This is a genomic window from Klebsiella planticola (assembly GCF_000783935.2).
Lineage (GTDB): Bacteria > Pseudomonadota > Gammaproteobacteria > Enterobacterales > Enterobacteriaceae > Klebsiella > Klebsiella planticola.
The window spans coordinates 4,312,494-4,330,385 of record NZ_CP026047.1 but is presented as its reverse complement, the minus strand read 5'-3'; the positions used below and the strand labels follow the sequence as shown (position 1 = coordinate 4,330,385).

The following is a 17,892-nucleotide window of genomic DNA, read 5'->3' as shown; positions in this document are numbered from 1 at the left end:
AGCAACCCCTTTCCTTGCCGAAAATGAAAACAGAAGCCCGAACGGTCAGGCGTCAGATCTGGCGTAAAGCCTGCTCCGCCAGCGCCGCAAAATAGCGGGCCGCCGGGGCAATTAAGTTGTCATCCGGGTTGTAGGCCGGGTGGTGAAGACCGAATTCGCTGGCGCTGCCGATGCTGACAAACGCGCCGGGAATATGCTGCAGGTAGACGGCGAAATCTTCGCCGCCCATATGCAGATCCGCATGACGGGTGCGGTAGCCGGACTGCGCGGCAACCTCGCTGGCAAATGCCGCCCAGCGTGGGTCATTAACCAACGCCGTAGGACCGGCGTACCAGAAGACGTCGATTTGCGCGCCAAAGGCGCTGGCGAAACCGGCGGCAATGTCGCTGACCCGCGCCTTGACCCGCTGCTGCACCTCGCTGCTGTGGGTACGCAGGGTTCCTTCGAGCTCCACGCTTTCCGGCAGCACGTTCCAGGTATTGCCGCCCTGGATCCGCGTCACGCTCAGGACCACCGAATCGAGAGTATTGACCTCGCGGCTGGCCACGCTCTGCAGGACGGTGACCAGCTGGCTGGCCAGTAAAATCGCATCTTTGCCTTCGTGCGGCCGGGCGGCATGCGCCCCTTTGCCGGTAACTTTAAAGACGAAGCGATCGACGTTGGCGTAAAACGCCCCGCCGCGGGTAGCAAACTCGCCCAGCGGCAGACCGGGTTCATTATGCATACCGAAGATCGCCGCGACCCCCTCCAGCGCCCCGGCGCGAATCAGGGTTTTCGCCCCGCCAAAGTTCTCTTCCGCCGGCTGGAACAGAATCCGGACCCGCCCCGGGAGCGTCGCTTCGCGTTCTTTCAGCAGCAGCGCCGCCCCCAGCATCACGCTGGTGTGAATATCATGGCCGCAGGCGTGCATCACCCCCTCGTTTTGCGAGCGATACGGCAGACCGGTGGCCTCCGCAATCGGCAGCGCGTCGATATCGGCACGCAGGGCGATAATCTTATCGCCGCTGCCCACTTCGACCACCAGGCCGGTTTTCAGCTCATAGGGCAGCACCCGCAGGCCGCCGCTCTCAAGCCAGTCACGAATGCGCGCAGTGGTCGCCACCTCCTGCAAGGAGAGTTCCGGGTACTGATGCAGCTCGCGCCGCCAGGTAATCAGCTGTTGTTCAAAGCTCATGACAGCGCCTCCGCACCAAGATGGGCCTGGGCCAGCAGGCGCAATGAGTCGAGACGCGTCTGCCCTTCGCTGAGCGGCGTGTCGATAATGAATTCGTCAATATTCCAGGCGCTATGCAGGGCGTCGAGTTGCGCTTTAACCTCGTCTGCGGTTCCTGCCAACAGCGAGGCGTCGCGGCGGGCGATGCGCACCGGCGGACTTCCGGCCTGACGGGCAAAGGTGGCCGCCTGGGTTTCGCTACCTACCGTTACCCGCTGGCCGTTTTCCAGTTCGACGCCCCAGACTTCAACCTGTTTCGCCAGCTCAATCGCCGTGGCGCTATCCTCCGCCACGATGACCTGCACCGCGACGATGGCGTCCCGGCGGCTGAGGGCGCGCCAGCGGGTCAGGACATCACGCAGCAGGGTTTTATCGCCATTAAGATGGGCGGCAAAGACAAAGTTCCAGTCCAGCTGAGCGGCCAGCTGGGCGCTTTCGAGGCTGGCGCCGAGCAGGAACCCGTCGGCGCGGCGCGGGGGGATTGGCGTGGCGCGCAGGCTCTCTTCCCCTGCGGCATCGGTGAGCGACAGCCAGTTATCCAGCTGCGCGAGGCGGTCGGCAAAGGTTCCCCCTTCTTCAGGATGCAATCCCTGTTGCAGAGCGCGGGTGGACAGCGGCAGGCCGCCCGGGGCTTTACCGACGCCCAGATCGACGCGTCCAGGCGCTATCGAGGCCAGCAGGTTGAAGTTTTCCGCCACTTTATACGGGCTGTAGTGCTGTAGCATGACGCCGCCGGAACCGACGCGAATCTGCCGGGTCTGGCCGAGGATCCAGGCGATCACCACTTCCGGCGACGGGCTGGCTAATTGATCGGTATTATGGTGCTCGGCAATCCAGAAGCGGTGATAGCCCCAGGCCTCCGCCTGTTGCGCCAACGTTAATGTACGCGTCAGCGCCTGAGCGGCCGTTTCTCCCGCCGCCAGCGGACTTTTATCCAGGATACTGATTCGATAAGACATTTCGCAGGCTCGTATTAATTAACATGCCTGCATTATTAGAATCTGCCGCGGCCACTGAGAAACAATTTATTTACATGTACTCTGCCGGAAAATAGATATACGCCCTCAACCCGGCGCCGCCTGCCGCTGTAGCTGGCGGATAAAATCCTCGGTCTGCCGCGGGTGACCCAGGCGTACGAAGCGAATATGTCGATACGCCGGGTCGGCCATATCAGACTGATAACGCTGGCGATTTTTCTTCCAGGTTTTGAGGGTCCACCAGATAATGGAGTCGCGGCTGAGGAAGGCGCGACGGAAGCTTTCACGGTTGCCGGTTCCCGGCCACAGCTCTTGACCGCGGCTTGCCCGGGAGATGGCCCGCCAGACGGCCTGGCGCAGAGTTCGGGCGAAACCATAATCCACCCACACCACCAGATCGACATTGCGCCACTTAACCGGGCGGCTGCGGTTATAATTGCCGTCCAGCACCCAGCCGGAGGCCTCGGTGGCCGCAGCCACCCTGGCGAAGAACGCCTCATCCGGCTCGCCCTGCCAGTCCGCGCGCCAGTAAAGCCTGTCCATCTCAATGTAGGGAACGGACAGGATCTGCGCGAGCCTTCGCGCCAGCGTCGATTTACCGACGCCGCTGGTACCCACTACGTTGATATTCATCGCTGTCTCTCAGCCGTTGCGCCGCTGAGAATCATAGCCCGAAAAAACCCGACGGCGCTACCGGCTGGCCGCAAAGGCGGGCGTCGGGGTCTCCCGCCTGCCGGCAAACGGCGACGATTAGTTTGCCGGATATTGCTCGTCGGTCACTTTTTCCAGCCAGGTGACCGGGCTGCCGTTTTCGGCTTCGGCAATCGCAATATGCACCATTGCAGTATCGCTGCTGGCGCCGTGCCAGTGCTTAACCCCCGGTGGAATCCAGGCAATATCGCCCTGATTCAGCGCCTGCGCCTCCTTGCCCCACTCCTGTAGCCAGCCGCGACCCTGGGTGACGATCAGCGTCTGACCCAGCGGATGGGTGTGCCAGGCGGTACGCGCGCCGGGCTCAAAGGTGACCGTCGCACCGCCCACTTTTGCCGGTTCGCTGGCCTGGAACGGCGCATCAATACGAACATCGCCGGTAAACCAGCTGTCCGGACCTTTTCTCGAAGGCTGTGAGCCGCTACGAATAATGTTCATTTCTGTTCCTCTCAACATGACGTGTCTGTTCAAAGTAGCGCAATCTGGCAACGAGGATTAGACTGCAAAATCAGAAAAGAACCATGAGCAAAATTCATTAATCCGGAAAAGTGATGTTAAAAGATAACGTTAACGACCTGCTATCATTTATGGTGGTCGCCCGCGAGCGCAGTTTCACCCGCGCGGCCGCTCAGCTTGGCGTCTCTCAGTCCGCCCTCAGCCACGCGATGCGTAACCTCGAGGCCCGGCTCGACGTGCGGCTGCTGACCCGCACCACCCGCAGCGTGGCGCCTACCGAAGCGGGCGAAAAGCTGTTCCAGCGCCTGAGTCCGCACCTGCAAGAGATAGAACAGGAGCTTCACGCTCTGCGCGATACCCGCGACCGTCCGGCGGGTAACATTCGCCTGACCGCCAGCGAGCATGCCACCGGCGCCGTGCTCTGGCCGGCGCTGAAAAACTTCATGTTGCAATACCCGGAGATCAATATCGAAGTCACCGTGGACAACGGCCTGACCGATATTGTCGACGGCCGCTATGACGCCGGCATTCGTCTGGGTGAACAGGTTGCCAGAGATATGATTGCCGTGCGCATCGGCCCCGATATGCGCATGGCGGTGATCGGCTCTGCGACCTATTTTCAGCGCTACGGTATCCCGCAAACGCCCTACGATCTCGCACAACATCGCTGTATTAATCTGCGCCTGCCGACCCTCGGCGGTATCTATGCCTGGGAGTTTGCGCAGGACAATCGCGAAGTCCGCGTGCGGGTTGAAGGACAAATTACCTTAAACAGCCTGCCGCAGCGGATTGATGCCGCGGAGTCCGGGCTGGGTCTGGCCTATGTCCCGGAAGATAGCGTGCAACAGGCGCTGGCGGAAGGACGACTCATTCGGGTCCTCGAAGCCTGGACTCCCTCCTTCCCCGGCTATCACCTCTATTACCCCAGTCGCCGCCAGCATACGACGGCCTTCAGCCTGCTGGTGGACGCCCTCCGTCGTTGAACTCATTGATATTTAAGCAAGTGCGGTCGAGAAATGTTTTACGTGCGTGACTATCTCGATACGTGTAGGATGCTGCGCCATGCTCTGCTTATCTCCTACGTCAGAATGATGGGAAAGCCAGCATAACGTGCTGCTACTCAGCGGTGCGATGAACCACTCATGGACATTGACAGGAAAATGGGTACATCAATGAATACAAAGCAACACTCGACGGCGGAACACCATGCCGCCAGACGTCACTGGCTCAACTCTCAGGAATCGGGCTATCACAAAGCGATGGGCAACCGTCAGGTGCAGATGATTGCCATCGGCGGCGCCATCGGTACCGGTCTGTTCCTCGGCGCAGGCGCGCGTCTACAGATGGCTGGCCCCGCGCTGGCGCTGGTTTATCTGGTCTGCGGCCTGTTCTCGTTCTTTATCTTACGCGCCCTCGGCGAACTGGTGCTGCATCGTCCTTCCAGCGGCAGTTTCGTCTCCTACGCCCGCGAGTTTTTGGGTGAAAAAGCGGCCTACGTCGCCGGCTGGATGTACTTCGTTAACTGGGCGATGACCGGGATAGTCGATATCACCGCCGTGGCGCTGTATATGCACTACTGGGGCGCCTTTGGCGACGTCCCGCAGTGGGTCTTCGCGCTCGGGGCGCTGGCGATCGTCGGTACCATGAACATGATAGGCGTGAAGTGGTTCGCCGAAATGGAGTTCTGGTTCGCTCTGATCAAAGTGCTGGCGATTGTCGCCTTCCTGGTGGTAGGGACCATTTTCCTCGGCAGCGGCAAACCGCTGGACGGGAATGCCACCGGCTTCCACCTGATTACCGATAACGGCGGTCTGTTCCCGCACGGGCTGATGCCTGCGCTGGTGCTGGTTCAGGGGGTGGTGTTCGCCTTTGCCTCCATCGAACTGGTCGGGACTGCCGCCGGTGAGTGCAAAGAGCCGCAGACGATGGTGCCGCGCGCGATCAACAGCGTGATCTGGCGTATCGGCCTGTTCTACGTCGGCTCGGTGCTGCTGCTGGTGCTGCTGCTGCCGTGGAATGCCTATCAGGCCGGGCAAAGCCCGTTTGTGACCTTCTTCTCGAAGCTGGGCGTGCCGTACATCGGTAGCGTGATGAATATCGTGGTGCTCACCGCCGCGCTCTCCAGCCTCAACTCTGGCCTGTACTGCACCGGACGTATTCTGCGTTCGATGTCGATGGGCGGCTCCGCGCCGAAGTTTATGTCGAAGATGAGCCGTCATCAGGTGCCCTATGCCGGGATTCTGGCCACGCTGGCGGTGTATGTCGTCGGGGTGTTCCTGAACTATCTGGTGCCGTCGCAGGTCTTCGAAATCGTCTTAAACGTGGCTTCGCTGGGGATTATCGCGTCGTGGGGCTTTATCGTGGTCTGCCAGATGCGCCTGCGTAAAGCGATTAAGGAAGGTAAAGCGGCGGACGTGAGCTTTAAAATGCCGGGCGCGCCGTTCACCTCCTGGCTGACCCTGTTGTTCCTGCTCAGCGTGCTGGTGCTGATGGCCTTCGATTACCCGAACGGTACCTATACCATCGGTTCAATTCCGCTGATTGCGGTACTGCTGGTGGCCGGCTGGTTCGGCGTACGTAAACGCGTTCACGCGGTGCATAGCACGGCGCCTGGCGCATAACCTACGCAAAAATAACGTTATCGCGGTTTGTCCGTCACCGGGCAAACCGCCGCTTGCTGCTTAGTTATCTTCCACCAGCTGCGACACATCGCTGCTGTTAATCTGGCGACGGTTGCCGGATTCATCCACATAGCTGGTCATACCGGTGTCTTTATCCAGACGCGGCTTACCCTGAGTCACAATGGTCTGCCCGCTTTTCGTCGTCATGACATAGTTTGAAGTACAACCCGCAAGCAGTGCCAGCATCGCGCCAGCGCACAGAACCATAAATGGCTTATTCATACATCCTCCAGAATGATTAATTCCGCCAGGCAGCAGGCGGCAAAACGATGATTGTAAAACCATAACGGCTATCGGGCCAATAAGTGTTTGTAACAGAGGGTGATTCCGGCGGGCGGGAGGGGTTTCCCCCTCCTCAATCATGACTTACAGCGCGATACGGATAACGTCATCCGGCTGAGTCGCTTCTTTCTGACGGGTGGATTCCTGCTTCACGCTGACGTACAGCGTTTTACCGTCGGCGGAGAGCGCCAGGCTGTTCGGGAAGGTTGGCGTTTTGAAGGTTTTAACCACTTTGTAAGTTTTACCATCAATCACGCTGACTTCGCCGGCTTTACGATGCGTCACGTAGGCTTCATTGCGCGTCGGGTTGAACAGCACCGCCAGGGATTCCGGCGCGGCGATTTTCTCCAGCACTTTCCCGTCACGCAGGTCAACAACCAGCACTTCCGGCTGTTTGCTGTCGGTGATGAAGGCGCGGTGACCGGCGGTATCGAGGCTCAGGTTCAGATAGAAGTGCTCTTTACCGTCATCCTGCAGCTTTTTACGGCTCAGAATTTTGTTGCTCTCGCTGTCGATGGTCAGCAGTTCGCCATCGGCGTTGGTCGTGTAGATTCGCTTCGCGTCAGCATCCACCGCCAGGCCGGTCGCCATGGCGCCGGTATTGGTGATCGTGTCTTTCAGCGTCAGCTTTTCACCATCCACAACCCAGATCACGCTCTCTTTACCCAGCCCGGTGATATAGACCGTGTTGGTTTTTTCATTGACCGCCAGCTCACGCGGCGCCAGCGGACGCACGGTTTCACTGCGCTGACGATTGTCGAGCACCAGACGGCCTTTCACCGCGCCGGTTTTCGCGTCAATGGCAGTGACGGTGCTGTCAGTGGTGTTACCAAACCACAGCGTTTGCGTAGCGTTATTGATCGTCGCACCGAACGGTTTCAGATCGTTATGAATAACCTGCGTCACCTCCAGCGTGGTCGGGTCGAGACGATAAACAATCCCGCCTTTGTCCAGTGAACGGCTTTGAGAAGTTGCGACCCACAGCGCATTTTCCTGCTGGCTGTAAGCCATTTCGTATGCGCCCTTACCGACCGCCTTGCGCAACATTTCTTCTGCCGCGTGAGCGCTGAAGCTCCCTGCCAGCAGTAAAGAGGTTAATAACAGTGAACGACGCAGACGCGGCGCGGACAGATGACGTAATGACATGACGACTCCCTTGAATAAAACACTATGTGCCTGCTCGACATTGCTTCCCTGACGCAAAGTCCTGGCTTTGCGTTCATTTTCAAATGCGAATAGTAATCATTATTTGGCATGAAGTGGAGCGTTATTTATTAAAACCGACGGCGAAAATAATCATTCGGTGCCATTATTTAACGAAAATAACGTTAATAATTTTCAAAAAATTACAAAAGGGTTAACATATGGACATATGTTCCGTTTGGTTCGTTTTACGAGTAGCTTTATGAAAATCCATTCCGTGCGCACGGCTGCGCTACCTGCCCTCCTTTTCCCGCTGATCGCAGTGGCCCAGACCAGCGCCAGCGATGAACAAACAATGGTTGTGACCGCCGCTCCGACCGCGGTCTCCGAACTCGATACCCCCGCGGCGGTCAGCGTCGTTAACGGGGATGAGATGCGCCAGGCGGCGCCACGAGTCAATCTCTCTGAATCGCTGGGCGCCGTACCGGGGCTGCAGGTTCAGAACCGACAGAACTATGCTCAGGATCTGCAGCTATCGATTCGCGGCTTTGGTTCCCGTTCCACCTACGGCGTGCGCGGGCTGCGCATTTACGTTGACGGCATTCCGGCCACCATGCCCGATGGCCAGGGACAAACCTCGAATATTGATATCGGCAGCGTCGAGAGCATCGATGTCCTGCGCGGGCCGTTCTCCGCGCTGTACGGCAACTCCTCAGGCGGCGTGATTAACGTGACCAGCCAGACCGGCAGCCAGCCGCCGACCATCGAGGCCAGTAGCTATTACGGTAGCTTCGGCACCTGGCACTACGGTCTGAAGGCCACCGGCGCCGTCGGCGACGGCACCCACGCCGGTGACGTCGATTACACCGTGTCGACCAACCGCTTTACCACCCACGGCTATCGCGATCACAGCGGCGCGCGTAAAAATCTTGCCAACGCCAAACTCGGCGTGCGCATCAATGACGTCAGTAAGCTAACCCTGCTGTTTAACAGCGTGGATATCAAAGCCAATGACGCCGGCGGCCTGACCTACGATGAATGGCAGAATAACCCGCGCCAGTCGCCGCGCGGCGATCAGTACAATACCCGTAAATCGACGAAGCAGACCCAGGCGGGATTACGCTATGAGCGTCAGCTGAGCGAGCAGGACGACCTGAGCGTGATGATGTACGCCGGCGAGCGTGAAACCACGCAATATCAGTCAATCCCCCGCGCGCCGCAGCTCAATCCTGGCCATGCCGGCGGCGTGATTGACCTGACCCGCCACTATCAGGGGATCGATACCCGCTGGACCCACCGCGGCGAGCTGCTGGTGCCGGTCACCTTCACCACCGGCCTCGACTATGAAAACATGAGCGAGCGGCGCAAAGGCTTTGAAAACTTCGTGATGGTCAACGGCGCGCCGCAGTACGGCGAAGAGGGGAACCTGCGCCGTAACGAACGCAACCTGATGTGGAACATCGACCCCTATCTGCAGACCCAGTGGCAGCTGACGGACAAACTCTCCCTTGATGCCGGGGTGCGCTACAGCTCGGTGTGGTTCGACTCCAACGACTATTACATTACGCCAGGCAACGGCGATGACAGCGGTGACGCCAGCTACCATAAATGGCTGCCGGCCGGGTCGTTGAAGTACGCGGTCACCGAAGCATGGAACGTCTATCTCTCCGCCGGTCGCGGTTTTGAAACGCCGACCATTAACGAGCTCTCCTATCGTTCAGGCGACCAGAGCGGCCTCAATTTCGGCCTGCAGCCGTCGACCAATGAAACGGTCGAGATCGGCAGTAAGACGCGGGTCGGCAATGGCCTGTTTACCGCCGCCCTGTTCCAGACCAATACCGATAACGAGATTGTGGTGGATGCCAGCAGCGGCGGGCGCACCAGCTATAAGAATGCCGGTAAAACCCGCCGTCAGGGGATGGAGCTGGGACTGGATCAACAGTTTGGCGAAAGCTGGCGTCTGAAAGCCGCGTGGACCTGGCTGGATGCCACCTACCGGACCAACGTCTGCGACGACGCCAGCTGCAATGGCAACCGTATTCCGGGGATCGCCCGTAATATGGGCTACGCATCGTTCGGCTATCAGCCGGATCGCGGCTGGTACGCCGGCAGCGATATCCGCTATATGAGCGATATTATGGCTAACGATGAGAACACCGCCAAAGCGCCGTCCTGGACGGTGGTCGGCCTGACCACCGGCTACAAGTGGAGCTATGGCAAGATGGACATGGATCTGTTTGGCCGCGTCGATAATCTCTTCGATCGCCGCTACGTCGGCTCGGTGATTGTCAACGAGTCCAACGGTCGTTACTACGAGCCGGCGCCGGGACGTAACTACGGCGTCGGGCTGAACCTCGCCTGGCGTTTTGAGTAACCTCCGGCATCAGACCGTATAAACCTGACTCCCCGGTAGGTACCGCGCCACCGGGGAAACAGACCGCATAACCTCGTCGCCCCGCTAAGCGCAGCGCCAGCGGGGAATCATCCCCTCCACCATCATAATGCGGCATACTTCACGCTTTGATTTATCCTTTCTCGTCTGTTGTGCCCCAGAGCGTTACCCTTATCACAAATAACGCCCATAAAAAGGAGCCGCTATGGCACTGCCAATCATCCTTGATTGCGACCCGGGTCATGATGACGCCATCGCTATCGTTCTCGCCCTCGCCTCACCCGAACTTGACGTCAAAGCCATCACCTCCTCCGCCGGTAACCAGACGCCGGAGAAAACCCTGCGTAACGTGCTGCGCATGCTGACGCTGCTGCAACGCCAGGATATTCCGGTGGCCGGCGGCGCGCGTAAGCCGCTGATGCGGGAGCTGATCATCGCTGATAACGTTCACGGCGAAAGCGGGCTCGACGGCCCGGCGCTGCCGGGGCCTGATTTTGCCCCGCAGAGCGTTACCGCCGTGGAGCTGATGGCGAAAACGCTGCGCGAAAGCCCGCAGCCGGTGACGATTGTCGCCACCGGCCCGCAAACCAACGTCGCCCTGCTGCTCAACAGCCACCCGGAACTGCATGACAAGATCGCGCGTATCGTGATGATGGGCGGCGCGATGGTGCTCGGTAACTGGCAGCCCGCCGCCGAGTTTAATATCTACGTCGACCCGGAAGCGGCGGAGATCGTCTTCCAGTCGGGTATTCCGGTGGTGATGGCCGGGCTGGACGTCACCCATCGGGCGCAGATTCATGGCCTGGATATCGAACGTTTCCGCCAGCTCGGCAACCCGGTAGCCACCATTGTTGCCGAACTGCTCGACTTCTTTATGGAGTATCACAAGGATGCTAAATGGGGCTTCACCGGCGCCCCGCTGCACGACCCCTGCACCATCGCCTGGCTACTGAAGCCGGAGCTGTTTACCAGCGTTGAGCGCTGGGTCGGCGTGGAAACCCAGGGGAAATACACCCAGGGGATGACGGTAGTCGATTATTACTTCCTCACCGGCAATCAGCCAAATACCACGGTCTTGCTGGATGTCGACCGGGAGGGGTTTGTCGACCTGTTAGCCGAGCGGCTGGCGTTTTATGGCTGACTTTAGATTCTGCGAGACGTTAAAGGCTGCGATACTGCCTTCTGGATAAAGACGAGCCGACCGGAAGCGTCGGCAGTTTGCAGAGTATCAGGCGACGAGTTTGTCAGGCGCAGGCCCTGTCCGCTCGTTCGTCAATAACCCTGCCTTTGGTCTGTCCAGGTTGGATCTATCAGAGGCTGGCAGCGCCGTTAATTTCAGTATCGTGACCGACAAACAGCGTTTATGCGGGATATATTCAAGGATAACGGCTCCGAAGAGCCGTTATGACTAGCGGTGTATCAGGTCCAGTATTCATATCCATCGCCATGGATCCAGACAATCCCTCCCGGACATTCCTCAAATGTGAACCACAAGCCAGAGTATAAGTCCTCTTCACATGTAGGTAGCGCCTTTCTATATCGTTCTATTTGCTCCTCGATAGTTCCCTCCAGAAATTTATCGTGCTTTCCTAATTTCACTCGTCCTTCAGAAAGCAGGCATTTAATTAACTTTAGAAAAATATCAATCCTTTCTTCATACGATAGCTCTATGTCCTCAAAGTTTTCTGAAACAATTGCCGACCATATAGTACTTATAGATGAATCTTCCAACGACTGGACAAGTAAATTATATTTTTCTTTATTATAAAGCATACGACCTCACCTAAATTTAATTTCAATTTTTCTTTACCTTCCCCTGAATCTCACTTAGTTTTTGATTCCCAATAATATCTATCGCCCAGCAAGCCTTTGTTTTATCCGAGCTTTCAGAATAGTTCCTCAGATTTATAGTACTACCATCATCTAACTTTGCATAGAACCTACCTGGAGCTGTGGGTATTTCTATTAAAGGTTCCCCCCGGTTAGTGATTGGGCATAATCGAATATTTGTTGTTGCGAAAGTTCCTCAGTTGCAAACACTTTAGTATTCCCCTGTATGTTACTCCCTCCATCACCCAACACCTGCGCAAACTCCTTCCCGAACACATTGAGCTTATCGCTACTCTGTTTTGGATCAAACACTTTAACTAACTGGTCAGTATTGGTTTTCTGAATATCGCGGACATAATCTGCCGTTTTCGTAGAAAGATTCGTTCCGGCGGCTGTTTCTCCTTTGATAAAACTGGCAACAGACTGAGTATTCGCCAGAACCAGCTCGGGGGCCGTACCAACCAGAGTCATTCCACCTGCGGTCAGTGCCATACCTCCGCCGCTGGCAGCAGCCACGATAATCGCCGCTTCCCTCCGGGCCTGAACGCGTTTAGCTGCCTCCTTATCCCCTTTATCTGCCGCCAGAATATCCCGCTGATTATCCAGGGCATACTGTTGCAACATATGCTCCGTCATATTGTAGCGGTAAACATTTTGCGCACTGTCTGCACCGCTATACGCGCCTTCGGGCGTATGCGTGGTCAACATACCGGTCAACGCGCCAATCACGCGGGCCGTTTGCTCTTTTGCCTCGTTACCGTTTAGTGCTTCCTGCAGACGCTGCAACTGGCGCTCTTGCTCATTCAGATTAGCGGGTTCGAACAACGAACTTTGCATGATGACGCCGGCCAACTCCGTCGCCAGGGCACCAGCGGCCGCTCCTTTCCCGTCTCCCCGCCCGATTTCCGCGCTGATGCCCACCAGCACAGCATGGCTGACCGATTTCCCGGCCACTGACGTTCAGGTCTGTCTGCGCTTTAACATTCTGAGGGTGATTTTTCCGGCCGTCGTCAGGGAAATATCCTGTTGGGTGGCGGTAACGCTGTTCAGGTTGACTCCCACCCCGTCTTCGGTGGCAACAAGGCGGATTTTTCCGGCAGACATCCCGCCCAGCGCCTTAGTGTCGACGGCAAGCTGAGGCTTTGCTCCCTCGCCGGTAATCGGTTTTACCGTGCCATCTGAGTTGATTCAGGGACAGTTGATAGGGGGATGCGATAAGGGAAAGCGCGGATAGCGCGCTTGCGTGTGATGCGGGCTAGCGATCGGGGCGTAGGCCCCGGTCAGCGCAGCAAGACCGGGGGCAGTGTTTGTTATTCGTCAGGCGAAACGCGGATGACCACTTTGCCGAAGTTCTCTCCCTTCAGCAGGCCAATCAGCGTCTGTGGTGCATTTTCGAGGCCCTCAACGAGCTGCTCGCGGTATTTGATTTTTCCTTCCTGCACCCAGCGCCCCATCTCCTGCTGGAATTCGGCAATACGATGCCCGTAGTCCTGGCCGATAATAAAGCCCTGCATCCGGATCCGTTTTTTCAGCAGCGTCGCCATCAATAGCGGCAGACGATCCGGCCCTTCCGGCAGTTCGGTCGCATTATAGCCGCTCACCAGGCCGCACACCGGTACCCGCGCCGAGGTATTGAGCAGCGGCAGCACGGCATCAAACACCTTGCCGCCGACGTTTTCATAGTAAACGTCAATGCCCTGCGGGCAAGCCTGCGCCAGCTGTTCGGCAAAATCAGGCGCGCGGTGATCGAGGCAGACGTCAAAGCCCAGCGTCTCGACGGCATAACGGCATTTCTCGCTGCCGCCGGCAATCCCCACCGTCCGACATCCCTTCAGCTTCGCGATCTGGCCGACCGTACCGCCCACCGGCCCGGTGGCCGCGGCCACCACCAGCGTTTCTCCCGCCTTCGGCTGACCGATATCCAGCAGCCCCATATAGGCCGTAAAACCGGGCATCCCGAGGATGCCGAGCGCCCACGACGGGTGTTGCGGATGTTCGCCCAGCTTCACCAGCCCGTTGCCATCGGAGAGTTCAAAATCCTGCCAGCCGCCGTAGCTCAGCACCCACTCTCCCGGTTTAAAGTCAGCGTGGTGAGACGCTTCAACGCGACTCACCGTTCCACCGACCATCACGGCGCCGATGGCAACCGGCGGCGAGTAGGACGGTGCATCGCTCATGCGCCCGCGCATGTAGGGGTCTAACGAGAGATAAACCGTGCGCAGAAGCACTTGCCCGGGACCGGGCGTCGGGGCATCGCTCTCTTCCAGACGGAAATTATCCCCTGTCGGCTCGCCGTGCGGGCGAGAAGCCAGTACCCAGCGGCGGTGACGTTGCGGATGAAAAGCCATAGCAAACTCCTCTTGTTTAGGACCTGTACTGAGGCTAGTCGCAATTGCCGCCGCGCACATTGGCATTATGAGGCAGATTGATTTAATCGCACCACCAGATAGGTGCAGGAGGTGCTGGACTCATTGATAAAACGGCAGTCGTTAGGCGGCCCCAACTCGAGGCAATCACCGGCCCGCATCTCATGCCGGGTCGCTCCTTCGACAAACACCAGCTCCCCCTGTTGCAGCCAGATCAGCTGGCGCGCCAGCGCGTAAGAGGCGGCGGGCATCGGCACATCGCTCCCCGCCGGCAGCTCCACCTGCACCAGGTCGATGGGCAGATCGCTGCGCGGCGACACGTGACGCCGTAAATAGTGGCTTTGCGGATCGCGCCAGACCGGCTGCTGGGCAAAGCGCAGCAGTTTACCTTCCTGCATCTCCGCTCGGGCAATCAGCGTCGACATACTGATGCCGAAAGCACCGGACAGCCGCCCGAGCATCGATGCCGTCGGGCTACTCTCGCCGCGCTCGATCTTGTGGATCATAGCGCGTGAGGCGCCGGCGCGTTCGGCCAGTTCGCTGAGCGACCAGCCGCGAGATTCACGTTCGATACGGATACGGGCGCTAATGCGCTGATTCATATTGTCTTCAATAGTATTCATAGCGTAGTACTATAGTGTATGAATCAATCTCAGACAAGGCGAGCGCGGGCAAAGCCAGCCCCGTACCCTCTGGCCACGCCGCCCCTGTTATACCTGCCCACAGACGACAGCTCTTGATAAATTTCTTGCTAAAACAGATGACAGCATTGCGTACATTATTGTAATAATATCGTACTACTATAGTGTACAGATATTGAGTTGAGGTTTGCTATGACCATTCGTTACGCCTGCAAAGAAGATTGCGCGGCGATTGCCGAAATTTACAACCACGCGGTGCTGCACACCGCCGCCATCTGGAATGACAAAACCGTCGATACCGATAACCGCATCGCCTGGTTTGAAGCGCGTCAGCTGGCAGGCTACCCGGTTCTGGTGAGCGAAGAAAACGGCGTGGTGACCGGCTATTCTTCGTTTGGCGACTGGCGCGCATTTGACGGCTTTCGCCATACCGTCGAACATTCAGTCTACGTCCACCCCGACCATCAGGGTAAAGGATTAGGCCGCAGCCTGCTGGTGGCGCTGATTAAGGAGGCCCGTCGCCTGAACAAACATGTCATGGTGGCCGGTATCGAAGCGCAAAACCAGGCCTCTTTGCATCTGCATGAAACGCTCGGGTTTGTCACCACCGGGCAGATGCCGCAGGTCGGCACAAAATTTGGCCGCTGGCTGGATCTGACCTTTATGCAGCTCCAGCTCGACGATCGTCGCGATCCGGACGCCAGCGCATGAACGCTTCGCTGACCCTCGCCTGTCTGATTGCCGCAGGCGTCGGACTGGTGGTGCAAAATACGCTGATGGTGCGCATTACGCAGTCCGCTTCCACAATACTCATTGCGATGCTGCTGAACTCGCTGGTGGGGATTGTGATTTTCGTTACCATCCTGCTGCTGCGCCATGGTGCGGCGGGCTTTCAGGAGCTGGCGCTCAGCATAAAATGGTGGACGCTCATTCCAGGATTACTGGGATCGTTTTTTGTCTTCGCCAGCATCAGTGGCTATCAGAACGTTGGCGCCGCCACCACCATCGCGGTGCTGATTGCCAGCCAGCTGGTGGGGGGACTAGCGATGGATATCATTCGCGCTCACGGCGTGCCGTGGCGGGCGTTGCTGGGGCCGCTGTGCGGCGCGGTGATGCTGGTGGCAGGCGCCTGGCTGGTGGCCAGACGCCAGTTTTAGCGCGCAATATCAGAGAATGGCGCCGCCTTTATTCAACTGCTCGCGGCGCGTTTCCTGCTCTTCATGCTGCTGACGGCCGTGGTGGGCAATCGTGGTGCGTAAACGCTGCTGCTGGGTATAGCGTTCGTCGCGGCTCAGCTCAGCATCGTCACTCAGCGCCACCAGCAGTTCATTCATGTGAGTAATCACCCCTTCGGCGATCGCCGCATCGACACGGGCGATAACGTCATCCAGATGTGCCATATGTGCTCCTTTCGGCTTAGTTCAATTTAACCTTCGAAAAATCGCTCCCCATCAGGCTCACGCTATACCCGCTAACGTTGCTGCGCGTGGCGTAGAAGGTTTTCCCGGTCGCCAGGGTAATCCATGGCGCCTGCTGATAAAAGATCTCTTGCGCCTGACCATATAGCGCGGCGCGTTGTTGCGGATCGCTGACCAGGATCGCTTTTTTGACCAGCGCGTCATACGACTTATCGCACCAGCGGGCAACGTTGGAGCCGCTCTTGATATTATCACAGCTCAGCAACGTCCCGGCAAAGTTGTCCGGGTCGCCATTGTCCGACATCCAGCCAAACAGGGCGCTGTCGTGTTCGCCTTTACGCATGCCGGAGAGATATTCCCCCCACTCATAGGTGACGATTTTGGCCTTGATGCCCACTTTGCTCCAGTCGTTCTGAATCATTTCAGCAATGCGGCGCGAATTGGGGTTGTAGGGGCGCTGTACCGGCATCGACCACAAGGTCACCTCCGCCCCTTTTTCCAGCCCGGCCTGCTTCAGCAGCGCTTTAGCCTTTTGCGGATCGTAGGCGTAATCCGGCAGATCTTTCTTATAACCGAGCATATTCGCCGGCAGTGGAGATTTGGCCACCACGCCCGAATCCATAAACACCGCTTTGACGATTGCCTGTTTGTCGGTGGCGTAGTTCAGCGCCTGACGTACCAGCACGTTATCAAACGGTTTTTTCTCGGTATTAAACGCCAGATAGCCGACGTTCAGCGCTTCAACAGCATGCAGCGCCAGATCTTTATTGCCCTTGATCGCGGCAAACTGCACCGGCGACGGCGCCGGGATAATCTGACATTCGTTGGTTTGCAGCTTCGCCAGGCGAGTCTCGACATTCGGGGTGATGGAGAAAATCAGATGCTTTGTCGGCACCTCACCTTCCCAATAATGCGGATTGGCAATGTAGCGGATAAGCGAATCGACTTTATACTGCTGAAGCGCATACGGACCGGTCCCGACAGGCCAGGTATCAACATACTCCGGCGTGCCTTTCTTCATCATGGCATCGGCGTATTCCGCGGAGAGTATTGAGGCAAAATCCATTCCCCAGTCGGCGAGGAAGGCGGCATTCGGCTCCGTCAGTACAAACTGAACATGATAATCATCGACCTTTTTCACCTCTTTAATCAGCTTATCCAGCCCGACATCGTGAAAATATTCATAGTTGCCTTGCGAAACGTTATGGTACGGATGTTTCGCATCCTGTTGACGCAGGACGGAGAACAGCACGTCATCGGCGTTGAAATCGCGGGTCGGAGTAAAGTACTTATTGCTGTTGAACTTCACTCCTTTACGCAGGGTAAAGGTCCAGGTTTTGCCATCTGGCGACACGGTCCACGCAGTGGCCAGCGAAGGGATCGGCGTGTTTTTAACCGGATCAAAGGTGATCAGACGGTTGTAGAGCACCTGTGAGCTGGCCACAAACGAGGGGCCGGAGCTGGCAATCTGTGGGTTAAATGATTCCGGCGAGGCTTCGGAGCAATAGATCAGCGTATCGTTACCGGCCGCCCATGCGACGCCGGCCGGCAGCCATGCGCTTAACGCCAGCGCAATCAACGTTTTCCCTGTAGACATGGTTATAAACCTTATCAATTTGTTATAAGTGCTCTAATAACAGCACAGCGGCATGCAACCGGCAAATAATCAATCGGTATCAGGTTATGCTGAAAGCGCTGTTTTCGCCGGTTTATTGTCCAGTCCGGGCCAGCCTGCTGAAGTTGTGAACTGCCTATAAAACCCGAAAAAAAACGTGCGATAAC

Annotated in this window: 19 protein-coding genes; 6 read left to right on the top strand and 13 right to left on the bottom strand. The window is 57.6% G+C overall.

Annotated elements, in window-relative coordinates; translation table 11 throughout:
• Positions 1 to 52: 52 nt before the first annotated feature.
• The 4 genes from MC50_RS20765 to MC50_RS20750 form a co-directional block, all read right to left on the bottom strand.
• The gene (locus MC50_RS20765; RefSeq protein ID WP_032699965.1) at positions 53 to 1,174 is read right to left on the bottom strand and encodes a M20 peptidase aminoacylase family protein; all 1,122 of its coding nucleotides are present in this window, start codon (positions 1,172 to 1,174) and stop codon (positions 53 to 55) included.
• Positions 1,171 to 2,172 (bottom strand): LLM class flavin-dependent oxidoreductase, encoded by a 1,002-nt coding sequence (locus tag MC50_RS20760; protein WP_047664856.1) that lies wholly within the window; start codon positions 2,170 to 2,172, stop codon positions 1,171 to 1,173. Before MC50_RS20760 ends, MC50_RS20765 begins: the two co-directional genes overlap by 4 nt.
• Before the next feature lie 105 nt (positions 2,173 to 2,277).
• A complete protein-coding gene (locus tag MC50_RS20755; protein WP_047664855.1) occupies positions 2,278 to 2,823 on the bottom strand; it encodes an AAA family ATPase in 546 nt (181 codons plus the stop codon).
• A gap of 117 nt (positions 2,824 to 2,940) precedes the next feature.
• Positions 2,941 to 3,339: a (R)-mandelonitrile lyase gene (locus MC50_RS20750; RefSeq protein WP_032696274.1), complete on the bottom strand. Its 399-nt coding sequence runs from the start codon at positions 3,337 to 3,339 to the stop codon at positions 2,941 to 2,943.
• Between the two features lie 113 nt (positions 3,340 to 3,452).
• Between MC50_RS20750 and MC50_RS20745 the strand changes: the two genes are divergently transcribed.
• The gene (locus MC50_RS20745; protein WP_032687866.1) at positions 3,453 to 4,340 is read left to right on the top strand and encodes a LysR family transcriptional regulator; all 888 of its coding nucleotides are present in this window, start codon (positions 3,453 to 3,455) and stop codon (positions 4,338 to 4,340) included.
• A gap of 189 nt (positions 4,341 to 4,529) precedes the next feature.
• Complete coding sequence (ansP, locus tag MC50_RS20740) at positions 4,530 to 5,978, top strand: L-asparagine permease (RefSeq protein WP_047664854.1); 1,449 nt, start codon at positions 4,530 to 4,532, stop codon at positions 5,976 to 5,978.
• A 60-nt stretch (positions 5,979 to 6,038) separates the two neighbouring features.
• On the opposite strand, the gene MC50_RS20735 is transcribed toward ansP, so the two are convergent.
• Together MC50_RS20735 and yncE are read right to left on the bottom strand one after the other, a co-directional pair.
• Positions 6,039 to 6,260 (bottom strand): YgdI/YgdR family lipoprotein, encoded by a 222-nt coding sequence (locus tag MC50_RS20735; RefSeq protein ID WP_032687868.1) that lies wholly within the window; start codon positions 6,258 to 6,260, stop codon positions 6,039 to 6,041.
• Positions 6,261 to 6,404: 144 nt separating this feature from the next.
• Positions 6,405 to 7,466: a 7-bladed beta-propeller protein YncE gene (gene yncE, locus MC50_RS20730; protein WP_032687869.1), complete on the bottom strand. Its 1,062-nt coding sequence runs from the start codon at positions 7,464 to 7,466 to the stop codon at positions 6,405 to 6,407.
• A gap of 259 nt (positions 7,467 to 7,725) precedes the next feature.
• On the opposite strand from yncE, the gene pqqU reads away from it, so the two are divergent.
• Positions 7,726 to 9,837: a TonB-dependent receptor PqqU gene (gene pqqU, locus MC50_RS20725; protein WP_032688009.1), complete on the top strand. Its 2,112-nt coding sequence runs from the start codon at positions 7,726 to 7,728 to the stop codon at positions 9,835 to 9,837.
• A gap of 223 nt (positions 9,838 to 10,060) precedes the next feature.
• Positions 10,061 to 10,996, top strand: coding sequence for a pyrimidine-specific ribonucleoside hydrolase RihA (gene rihA, locus MC50_RS20720; protein WP_047664853.1), 936 nt, complete (start codon positions 10,061 to 10,063; stop codon positions 10,994 to 10,996).
• Positions 10,997 to 11,274: 278 nt separating this feature from the next.
• Here rihA and MC50_RS20715 read toward each other — a convergent pair whose 3' ends face one another.
• The 5 genes from MC50_RS20715 to MC50_RS20690 all read right to left on the bottom strand — a co-directional run bounded on the left by MC50_RS20715 (position 11,275) and on the right by MC50_RS20690 (position 14,674).
• Positions 11,275 to 11,628 (bottom strand): DUF596 domain-containing protein, encoded by a 354-nt coding sequence (locus tag MC50_RS20715; protein WP_047664852.1) that lies wholly within the window; start codon positions 11,626 to 11,628, stop codon positions 11,275 to 11,277.
• 192 nt (positions 11,629 to 11,820) lie between these two features.
• The gene (locus MC50_RS28910) at positions 11,821 to 12,639 is read right to left on the bottom strand and encodes a hemagglutinin (RefSeq protein ID WP_319830352.1); all 819 of its coding nucleotides are present in this window, start codon (positions 12,637 to 12,639) and stop codon (positions 11,821 to 11,823) included.
• 6 nt (positions 12,640 to 12,645) lie between these two features.
• A complete protein-coding gene (locus MC50_RS29140) occupies positions 12,646 to 12,789 on the bottom strand; it encodes a hypothetical protein (protein ID WP_174977721.1) in 144 nt (47 codons plus the stop codon).
• A gap of 206 nt (positions 12,790 to 12,995) precedes the next feature.
• A complete protein-coding gene (locus MC50_RS20695; protein ID WP_032687871.1) occupies positions 12,996 to 14,033 on the bottom strand; it encodes an NADP-dependent oxidoreductase in 1,038 nt (345 codons plus the stop codon).
• Between the two features lie 65 nt (positions 14,034 to 14,098).
• Complete coding sequence (locus MC50_RS20690) at positions 14,099 to 14,674, bottom strand: helix-turn-helix domain-containing protein (protein ID WP_015584412.1); 576 nt, start codon at positions 14,672 to 14,674, stop codon at positions 14,099 to 14,101.
• Between the two features lie 210 nt (positions 14,675 to 14,884).
• Between MC50_RS20690 and MC50_RS20685 the strand changes: the two genes are divergently transcribed.
• Together MC50_RS20685 and MC50_RS20680 are read left to right on the top strand one after the other, a co-directional pair.
• Entirely contained in the window at positions 14,885 to 15,403 is a 519-nt protein-coding gene (locus MC50_RS20685; protein ID WP_032687873.1) for a GNAT family N-acetyltransferase, read from the top strand.
• Complete coding sequence (locus tag MC50_RS20680) at positions 15,400 to 15,849, top strand: DMT family transporter (protein ID WP_032699971.1); 450 nt, start codon at positions 15,400 to 15,402, stop codon at positions 15,847 to 15,849. Before MC50_RS20685 ends, MC50_RS20680 begins: the two co-directional genes overlap by 4 nt.
• Before the next feature lie 9 nt (positions 15,850 to 15,858).
• Here MC50_RS20680 and MC50_RS20675 read toward each other — a convergent pair whose 3' ends face one another.
• Both MC50_RS20675 and MC50_RS20670 read right to left on the bottom strand, forming a co-directional pair.
• Positions 15,859 to 16,092, bottom strand: coding sequence for a YdcY family protein (locus tag MC50_RS20675; protein ID WP_004861582.1), 234 nt, complete (start codon positions 16,090 to 16,092; stop codon positions 15,859 to 15,861).
• Between the two features lie 16 nt (positions 16,093 to 16,108).
• The gene (locus MC50_RS20670; RefSeq protein ID WP_047664851.1) at positions 16,109 to 17,707 is read right to left on the bottom strand and encodes an ABC transporter substrate-binding protein; all 1,599 of its coding nucleotides are present in this window, start codon (positions 17,705 to 17,707) and stop codon (positions 16,109 to 16,111) included.
• Positions 17,708 to 17,892: the final 185 nt, after the last annotated feature.